General features: G+C 61.6%; 2 protein-coding genes and 1 pseudogene. 1 reads left to right on the top strand and 2 read right to left on the bottom strand.

All coding sequences use genetic code 11. From position 1 onward, the window contains the following. Positions 1–164 precede the first annotated feature (164 nt). Positions 165–332 carry a hypothetical protein gene (locus AC2VON_RS23490; protein WP_486955002.1) on the bottom strand — a complete coding sequence of 56 codons (168 nt, stop codon included), beginning with the start codon at positions 330–332 and terminating at the stop codon, positions 165–167. A gap of 1,049 nt (positions 333–1,381) precedes the next feature. Next, a complete protein-coding gene (locus AC2VON_RS23485) occupies positions 1,382–1,582 on the bottom strand; it encodes a hypothetical protein (RefSeq protein WP_486955001.1) in 201 nt (66 codons plus the stop codon). Positions 1,583–1,758: 176 nt separating this feature from the next. Between AC2VON_RS23485 and AC2VON_RS23480 the strand changes: the two are divergent. Next, positions 1,759–1,854, top strand: a pseudogene (locus AC2VON_RS23480) (LLM class F420-dependent oxidoreductase); the annotation flags it as partial.

The raw sequence follows: 1,854 nt of genomic DNA, 5'->3' as shown, positions 1-1,854 counted from the left end.
CGGTTGTTTGGCGCTGGCATCGTTGGCAGCGCATAAAAAAGGCCGTAGGATCGAAACCTACGGCCGTTTACCATCCCCCCAGGGTCATTGCACCGGGAGAGGTAGTTCGTGGCTTAGCGTTGAAGCTAGAGGGCTCTACGGCCCTCTAGCGCTCGACCTAGCGGTTACGAGGCGAGCATCATCGCTTTAATCTCGCGGTAGCGCCGGGCGTCGGCGCGGTAAGCGCGCTGGCGCTCACGTGACGTTTCCCGGTCGCACGCGCGGCACGCGCCGTTCGACGCATACCTGTCGGCCGCTGACCGGATCACGTGCCCGTGGATGCAGGTGGACATGGTGGGTTCCTCTCCGACGCCGCTGGCGCCAGGACGTGTGCGGCCGCTGACCGCGTGGGTAGTGCGGGCTGGCCGCAGACCAGTCCGTGGATTCTTAGTAGGGCGGTAAAAAAGGGGACGGGCCGAGACACTGATGTCTCGACCCCTTTCATGTGTAAATGCGGATCAGCACGCAAAATGCTGACGGTGGCATCTCACGACGGGACCGTCTCTCTCTCTCTCTGTACCCTTTCAATTGGATATGGGGGAAGGCACGCACAATGCCTTCTCCGGCATCTCACGACGGGACCGTCTCTCTCGGTACCCTTTCATCCTTATATGCGCATGAGCACGCGGTTTGCCTCGTGCTCTGGCAGCCATCTGTGATGAACCTCACGTCGGGTAGGCCCCCAATCCCGGGACCGTTCCCTCGCGGTACCTCATCACTTGGATATGGGCGTGAGCACGGCGTCTGCTGATCATTGAACAACCCGATTGTGACCAACAGCACAGCCCTACCCGCTCCGTACCCTTTCATAAGGATATGGGCACACTTTGCCGGTTCTAGTGCGCTGCGGTGACCAACGTCACACGGGGTGGGTACATCTCTCGGTACCTCATCACTTGTATATGGGCAAGATTTACGTCGGTGCTCTCGGTGGTGTTACCAACATCACACGCCATCCTGGGGAAATACAGCCCTACGTACCGCCCGGGCCGCGTCGATGATGTCCTGCTCTGGTCTCTGCCTCGGCTTCGAACGGGCCTTGCCGTCCTTGCCAACCGTCTTACGGTCAACTGGACCAAGTGGTCCAGTTGGCCCACCTCTAACGTCGCGGTCAACCGTCCCCTTGCCAACCCCGATCACTGGGTCAGCTGCGCAAAATTACGCAGCTGCCTTGTCGTTGCGGACTGTTCCCTCCGATGTTCCGATCACGTCGGTGAAGTACCTTCACCTAGCGGGCTGGTGACCGGCAGGTGGGGCAAATGCCCCACCTGACAAGCCCCGATCAACGGTCTTACGGTCAGCTGGAAGATTCTTTCCACCTGGGCGAACGTCGTCGAACGCGTCACCGCAGATCGGCCACGTCAGGGTGCGGACTCGCTACGAACCGGCACGAACAATCCTCGACATGCAAACGCCGGCACCGGGCATCCTCGGTGCCCGGCACCACCAGCAGCAGACCGGCGTCGGTCAGATCGGAGATGAACCGCTCTACCGTGACGCCGCACTCGGCGGCGGCGTCCGCGATGCTCACAAACTCGTTCATCGTGTCACCCCGCAGAAGATCGCGGCCATCTCGGCCCTGGCCCGAACATACTCCGCAAACGCTTGCCGGCGCTCAACGTCGGTCTCGAAATCCTGCCCGTAGCGGGCGAGCCAGCGTGCCCGGTCGTCTACGTCGTTCATGATGATCCTCTCGGGTTTCGGTGTAGCGGGAAGTGCGACCACTTCCACACGGTCCCGCTGCCGACGGACGAGGCCACCCACGAGGCGTGGACGCTGATGGCGGCCTACGCGGCCATCACGTCGCGGATCAAA

The sequence above is a fragment of the Mycobacterium sp. TH-M82 genome (assembly GCF_057473605.1).
This window is presented reverse-complemented; position numbering and strand designations above follow the sequence as displayed.

Coding starts and splice junctions, on each gene's coding strand:
- AC2VON_RS23490 (WP_486955002.1), bottom strand. CDS start 332: ATGTCCACCTGCATCCACGGGCACGTGATCCGGTCAGCGGCCGACAGG.
- AC2VON_RS23485 (WP_486955001.1), bottom strand. CDS start 1,582: ATGAACGAGTTTGTGAGCATCGCGGACGCCGCCGCCGAGTGCGGCGTC.